A 6,549-nucleotide genomic window follows, 5' to 3' on the forward strand; every position below is an offset into this window, starting at 1 on the left:
CTTGTCTTACAATTCTATAGGAAAAGAAATGGATAAAAGCTAATAATCCATCGCTTTTACATTCACCCCTTTTATGCTAAACTTATTTAGAGGTGTTTTATATGAAGAAATTAATAAAAGTCGTAGGCGCTATTATTGAAAATGAAAATAATGAAATCTTATGTGCTCTTCGTTCTCCACTAATGGCCATTCCAAACATGTGGGAGTTTCCTGGCGGTAAAATTGAAGGTAGTGAATCTTTGAAACAAGCTATTGAAAGAGAAATACACGAAGAACTAGCATGTGGAGTTGAATTTATTGATATATTTAATGATAACACTCACGAGTATGATAAATTTACAGTAAATTTAATTACTGTTAAGTGCCGCTTAGTTACTGGCACTCCTACCATAAGCGAGCATTCAAAATTAATATGGTTACATAGAAAGAATTTACTTTCTTTAAATTGGGCTCCGGCAGATATTCCAGCAGTAACTCAACTTGTATTAGAACAGTTATAGTCTTTTCTCCATTCACACTCTGTTACATCCCTTTACCTAAGTAAATACAATTATCTAAGTTAGAATTATACATATATGTTATAATATCAAGTGAAACTTAAAAAATAAGCAGCTTTTCAAGGAAGGATAACTATGAATAATTTAGCTGAAATAGAGAAAAAAGAGAATTTAGAATCTATTATAGATTTTAAAACAATTGATGCAAGCTATGAAGGTAAAATTAATATTGCCAAGGAAATTTTAAACGCGAATGAAACAGGATTAATAAACAGCTTTGTAAATTCCAATTTAGTATTGAGACCCAAGCTTATTTTAAATGATTATAGTAAAGGTAGTAAAGTATTAAGTGATATTGTTGTAGAGCTTATGAACTGCGATCAGTTTATGATATCTGTGGCATTTATTACAAGCAGCGGTGTTACTCCACTACTCGAAACCTTTAAATACTTAGAGGACAAGGGAATCAAAGGTGAAATTTTAACCACAGATTATCTAAACTTTAGTGAACCTAAGGCATTAAAGAAACTTTTAGAGTTTTCTAATATCCATATTAGGTTATATTCTAAAGATAACTTTCATACAAAAGGGTACATTTTTAAACATAGTGATCATTATAGGCTTATTATTGGTAGTTCTAATTTGACTCAATCCGCATTAACTAAAAATAAAGAATGGAATATAAGGATATCTTCTTTAGAAGAAGGCTCTTTAACAGATGAAGTATTAAATGAGTTTCGAGCTATGTGGGATGAAGCTGCTAATTTAACTTTAGAGTGGATTGATGCTTATGAAAAGATATATTTAAAACAAAGAGAATCTGCTAGGAAAAGCAGTGTTCCTAGACTTTCTCAATACACACTAAAGCCAAATAAAATGCAGGTATCTGCAATTCAAGCTATAGACAAGGTAAGAGAAAACGGAGCCAAAAAAGCTTTATTAATTTCAGCTACCGGTACGGGTAAAACTTATTTATCTGCTTTTGATATTAGAAATTTCAATCCAACAAGAGCTCTATTTATTGTACATAGAGAACAAATTTCAAAACAAGCCTTAGATAGCTTTAAAGATGTTTTCGGGGATACTAAAAGTATGGGTATTCTTTCAGGTAACTCAAAAGATATTGATAAAGATTTTATATTTTCAACAGTTCAGACTTTATCAAAAGATGAAGTATTATTAAGCTTTCCTAAGAATGAATTTGATTATATTGTTATAGATGAAGTTCATAAAGCCGGTGCCATTAGTTATCAAAAGATTGTGGATTATTTTGAACCAGAATTTTTATTAGGGATGACAGCTACTCCAGAAAGATCTGATGATTTTGATATTTTTAAAATGTTTGATTATAATGTGGCATATGAAATCCGTCTACAACAAGCTTTAGAAGAAGATTTACTTTGTCCATTCCACTATTTTGGAATTACAGATATATCTATAGATGGTAATGGACTCGATGATACTACAGATTTTAAATATTTAGTAGATGACCAAAGGGTTAATCATATTATCGATAAAATTAACTTTTATGGTTATTGTAGTGATAGAGTAAAAGGACTAATATTTTGTAGTGATAAAAAAGAAGCTAAAGAATTATCAATTAAGTTTAATATTCGTGGCTTAAAAACATTGTCTTTAACTGGAGATAATACTCAACTAGAACGTGAAGCAGCTATTGAGCGCTTAGAACAAGATGAACTCATTAATTGTTTAGATTATATTTTTACAGTTGATATTTTTAATGAAGGAATAGACATACCCTCAGTTAATCAAGTTGTTATGTTAAGGGCTACTAAATCTGCTATAATTTTTATACAGCAATTAGGACGTGGTCTTAGAAAATATGATTATAAAGAATTTGTTGTCATAATAGACTTTGTAGGAAACTATGATAGTAACTTTTTAATTCCTATAGCACTATCAGGAGATCGTACCTATAATAAAGATACTATTAGAAAATATGTTATGGAAGGTAATAGAATAATTCCTGGTTGCTCTACCGTGAATTTCGATGAAATTTCTAAAAAACGTATTTTTGCTTCTATTGATAAGGCCAATTTTAATGATATTAAACTTATTAAGGAGAGTTACAATAGCTTAAAACAAAAGTTAGGTAAAATTCCTAGCTTAAATGATTTTGATTTACATGATTCCATCGACCCTATAAGGATTTTTGATAATAAGAGCTTAGGTTCATATCACAAGTTTTTAACAAAGTATGAGAAAGAATATAATATACAGCTTAACTCCGTCCAAGAATCTTTTATAGAATTTATTTCTAAAAAGCTTGCTTCTGGAAAACGAATCCATGAGTTAGAAATGATTAGATGTGCAATAAATTATAAGGTTAATTTAATATTTAGGCTAAAGCACATTCTAAAAGAAGAATACGATATAACCTTTAAGGATAGTACACAGACTTCCATAGTCAATGTGCTTACAAATGAGTTTACTAGTGGAGCTGGTAAAGCAACATATAAGGAATGTATTTTCTTAGAAAAATATGACTCTGACTATAAAATCTCAGAGATTTTTATTGAAAACTTAAAAAACGAAGAATTCAAGGAAATTATTGTAGAACTGATTGAGTTTGGTATAGATAGATATAACCGATTTTATAGTGACCGTTATATGAATACAAGTTTTCAATTGTATCAAAAATATACATATGAGGATGCTTGTCGATTATTAGAATGGGAAAAAGGTGAAGTAGCCCTTAATATCGGAGGTTACAAGTTTGATAAGAAAAGTAAAACCTATCCCGTATTTATCAATTATAATAAATCTCAAGATATTAGTGATTCTATAAATTATGAAGATAGATTTGAGTCCTCTTCACAATTAATTGCAATATCTAAATCAGGTAGAACAGAAGTGTCTGCTGATGTTGTACAAGCATATAATGCTGAAAAAGATGGTGTTGAAATGAGCTTGTTTGTTAGAAAAAATAAGGATGATAAATTATCAAAAGAGTTTTACTATTTGGGGAAGATTAATGCTGTAGGTGTTCCTAACCCGATTATTATGGGGAATACTAATAAGAGCGCCGTGGAAATTAGGTATCAGTTGTGTACACCTATAAGAGAAGATCTTTTCGATTACATTACTTCGTGATTTTCATTTCAAAAATTATATTAAATTCTGATATATAAGCTTTGTAGCTTAACTAATACATAATATCATTAAACGTCGTGTTAAAACATGCAATTTAATATTTATCCCGTTTCACATTGACAAATATAGGTATCTCAATGGCTTGAGATACCTATATTTGTTATGGTGCGTATGAACGAATTCAAACCGGTGACCAACTGGTTCGTAGTTAGTTTTACTATTTAACTTCCATTAACAACTATTAACTTGTATTCACTGTAAACCAAGTTACATCAGTGACTTTAAGGTTTTCATTTAACAATCGTTAACATCTCTTTTATTTAATCATGTTAGCAAAATGTTAGCATTTGCTATAGGACTATAATATTAAATTTACCGACATTTATATTTTCTCTGATAATGTTTATGTATTGTTGGGTTTTAGTAATATTATTATGGAGTTGTTTTTATTCCATCCATTATTTGATTGACTCTTTTTACAATTCTGTAAACTTCTTTATGAGAATTAGTCCACCAGTCTTTACTCCAAATTCTAATGATGTTCCAGCCTCTACTTTCAAGATATCTCTGTCTATAAATATCTCTCTCTCTGGCAGACTTAGAAGAATGGAATGCTGCACCATCACATTCAATCCCTAAAATATACTTAGAGCTTTCCTTATCATATACCCCTAAGTCTATCTTATAACCAGATACCCCTATTTGAGTATCAACAATTAGGCCTTCCTTCTTAAGAGCATCATGAACTTGATTTTCAAAATCTGAATCATAATGATCTTCTTCATTTCGTGAAGTTCCAGAATCACATAAGCTATAAAGTATTTCCTGTGCAAATTCATTATTGCCTTGTGAAATTGCCTTTACATATTGAAGATACTTCTTAAATAACTTAGGCCCAATGTTCTTTGAAGAATCAACATTTAAGTCCTCTGGCTCTATGGAAGTAACAAGATAAACCTTTTTCTTAGCTCTACTAATAGCAACGTTCAATCTATTTTCTCCACCATCTTGAGATAAAGAACCAAAACTAGATGTTACTTTTCCATTTTCATTCTTTGCATACGCAGTAGAGAATATTATAATATCCCTTTCATCTCCTTGTACATTTTCAATATTCTTTACAAATAAGCTAAAGTCCTCATTATTTTCCACTCTGTCGCTCTCTGTATAATACTTCTTACCAAATTCAAGGTTTTTACCTGCTTCTATCTCTAATAAATCCTCAATTAAGTCTTTTTGAGTAATATTAAATGTAATTATACCAATAGTTTCATTTTCTTTTCTATTATTCAAAATATCCTTTACTAACCTAACAACTTCCATTGCTTCTTTAGGATTTGTTCTATCTATCCATTTACCCTCAACCTTAATTCTTTCTATAGGCTGTACTCCTTCTTTGTTTGCCTTAGTGCTGTTTGGTGAAACCTCAAGCTTTCCACCATAGAAGGCATAATTAGAGAAATTAATAAGTTCATCATATTTTGATCTATAGTGATAATAAAGTGAAGTTGAAGCAAAGCTATACTTTGCTAAGTCTAAAAGACTTTCTTCCTCTAAAGCTGCAGCAGTTTCTATATCATCACCTTCTTCTTCTTCTTCATCATATTTACCATTAAAAGTTGATGAAGGTCTTAACTGCTTATCATCACCTGCAACTACTACTTTTCTGCCCCTATAGACTGTTGGAACTGCTGATTCAATGAATATCTGAGAAGCTTCATCGAATATAATTACATCAAATAAACCATTTACTAGAGGTAATACCTCTGAAACTGATTCAGGCGATAGTAACCAGCAGGGATAAAGCTCAAAGATACTGTCAGAAAATCTTGAAACAAACTCTCTAATATGGAGGAGCTTACTCTTTTTTGTACACTGTCTGTACATCTCCTTCCAAAGCTTTTCATTATACCCCTTATTTTGCAAAGCGAGATTATCCCATTTTTGATTTAAATACATGGGCACAATCTTTCTCTTGCTAACCATAGTATCAGAAATTTCTTTCCTTATTGTTTCGAAATTTTCTATACTTTCTAGCTCTCTGGCATATTCACGTTGTAATCTAGAAATATGAACCTGAGTGGACAACAATGGTAATTTAGTTAATAACCGTCGTGCATTTTGAAAATTATTTTCCTTAGAATACACATATTCTAATATTGTTATTTGATTTTCTTTAATATCATTAACTGTACCTTTTAGTGAACTTATTTCTTCATATTTATTTAAAACATTTAATATTAGATTTAGGCTGTCTAAAGTTTCTTGTTTATTATCAAAATTTTGGACTACTTTATCAAACTCATTTGAGATTAATATAACCTTTAGGAATTCAAATTTCCCAGTTATTTCTTTTATGCTGGAAATTTCTTCTTAAAGTTTTTTATCAATTTCTCTTTGTTTTTCTTCAAATAGTCTCAGATTTTCTTCTTCTTTAACTTTATTTTTCTTTAAATTCAGCCAATAACTTATTCTAAATTTTGAACCATTCGTTAGCTTTTCTAGTAGTTGACCATTCTCACCTTCATTTATTTTCCTAGCACTTTCATCTAATAAGGTATTTTTAATGGCCAAGTCCTTTGAATGGGAGAAATACTTAAATAAACTTTTGAATTCCTTTAAATATTTTTCATATAATCCCAATAAATTTTCTACCTCATGTATGGAATCTTCTAAGTCATAAATATCAATATTTTCTTTTATATATAGTGAATACTTATTATCTCCTGTTATATTCTTTAATCGGTAGAACTTATGAGCTTTTTCCTCTGCTAGTACAGAACTACATATATTAACTAACTCTTTATATTTAGGCTATGTTTAATAACAGTGTTGATAATATGATAATTTTTAAGGGAAGCCATTTTGGGCTTCCCTTAATTCACATTTTATGAATGATGTTCATCTAATTTAGTTCAATCTTCTCTCGAAACTTGTC

At 29.9% G+C, this 6,549-nt stretch carries 4 protein-coding genes; 2 read left to right on the forward strand and 2 right to left on the reverse strand.

All coding sequences use genetic code 11. The annotated features are described in order from the left end of the window. Nucleotides 1-101 precede the first annotated feature (101 nt). Complete coding sequence (locus ACREWB_RS21455; RefSeq protein ID WP_431549519.1) at nt 102-500, forward strand: (deoxy)nucleoside triphosphate pyrophosphohydrolase; 399 nt, start codon at nt 102-104, stop codon at nt 498-500. A 132-nt stretch (nt 501-632) separates the two neighbouring features. Next, nucleotides 633-3,611 carry a DEAD/DEAH box helicase gene (locus ACREWB_RS21460; RefSeq protein WP_431549520.1) on the forward strand — a complete coding sequence of 993 codons (2,979 nt, stop codon included), beginning with the start codon at nt 633-635 and terminating at the stop codon, nt 3,609-3,611. 432 nt (nt 3,612-4,043) lie between these two features. Here the strand turns inward: ACREWB_RS21460 and ACREWB_RS21465 are convergent, their stop codons facing one another. Together ACREWB_RS21465 and ACREWB_RS21470 are read right to left on the reverse strand one after the other, a co-directional pair. After that, nucleotides 4,044-5,759 carry a PDDEXK-like endonuclease domain-containing protein gene (locus tag ACREWB_RS21465; RefSeq protein ID WP_431549521.1) on the reverse strand — a complete coding sequence of 572 codons (1,716 nt, stop codon included), beginning with the start codon at nt 5,757-5,759 and terminating at the stop codon, nt 4,044-4,046. A gap of 225 nt (nt 5,760-5,984) precedes the next feature. Continuing rightward, entirely contained in the window at nt 5,985-6,254 is a 270-nt protein-coding gene (locus ACREWB_RS21470; RefSeq protein WP_431549522.1) for a hypothetical protein, read from the reverse strand. Nucleotides 6,255-6,549 lie beyond the last annotated feature (295 nt).

The sequence above is a fragment of the Clostridium sp. genome (assembly GCF_050717635.1).
Taxonomy (GTDB): Bacteria; Bacillota; Clostridia; order Clostridiales; family Clostridiaceae; genus Clostridium_AD.

Bases quoted from the DNA above. Each gene is read 5' to 3' on its own strand.
- ACREWB_RS21455 (WP_431549519.1), top strand. From the start codon at position 102: ATGAAGAAATTAATAAAAGTCGTAGGCGCTATTATTGAAAATGAAAAT.
- ACREWB_RS21460 (WP_431549520.1), top strand. From the start codon at position 633: ATGAATAATTTAGCTGAAATAGAGAAAAAAGAGAATTTAGAATCTATT.